The 511-nt window shown below is 69.5% G+C and carries 1 pseudogene; it reads left to right on the top strand.

The features are described 5' to 3' along the window. Positions 1–511: pseudogene (locus ARGLB_RS22300) on the top strand (IS21 family transposase); the annotation flags it as partial.

Raw genomic sequence — 511 nt, 5'->3', positions numbered from 1 at the left:
GAGGAACCAGCAGACGCTGGCGTTCGCCAAGCACTACTCCGTCGAAGTGCTCACCTGCCACCCGGCGGACCCGGCCTCCAAAGGCGGCGTCGAGTCGTCCGTGAAGATCGCCAAGGCAGACCTGGTGCCCAAAGACACCAACCTGCGGGATGAATACGCCTCGTTCGCCGAGCTCGAGGCGGCCTGCACGGCGTTCATGGACCAGGTCAACACGCGCGAGCACCGGACCACCCGCCGCCGCCCGGTCGACATGCTTGCTGAGGAAGCTTCCTCCCTGCACCGTGTCCCGGACACAGCCCACACCCTCGCCTATGGGGTCGGGCGCCGGGTCCCGGAAAACACGCCCATGGTCTCGTTCGACAACGCACAGTACTCCGTGCCCGCTCATCTGCTCGGGGCCGAGGTGTTCGCCCGGTTCCACGGGACCGGCCCGGACGCGCAGGTCGTGATCGTGCACGTCGGCGCCGGCGGACCGGTCGAGGTCGCCCGCCACGCACTCGCCCGGCCGGGG

This window comes from Arthrobacter globiformis NBRC 12137, from assembly GCF_000238915.1.
Classification (GTDB): Bacteria; Actinomycetota; Actinomycetes; order Actinomycetales; family Micrococcaceae; genus Arthrobacter; species Arthrobacter globiformis.
This window is presented reverse-complemented; position numbering and strand designations above follow the sequence as displayed.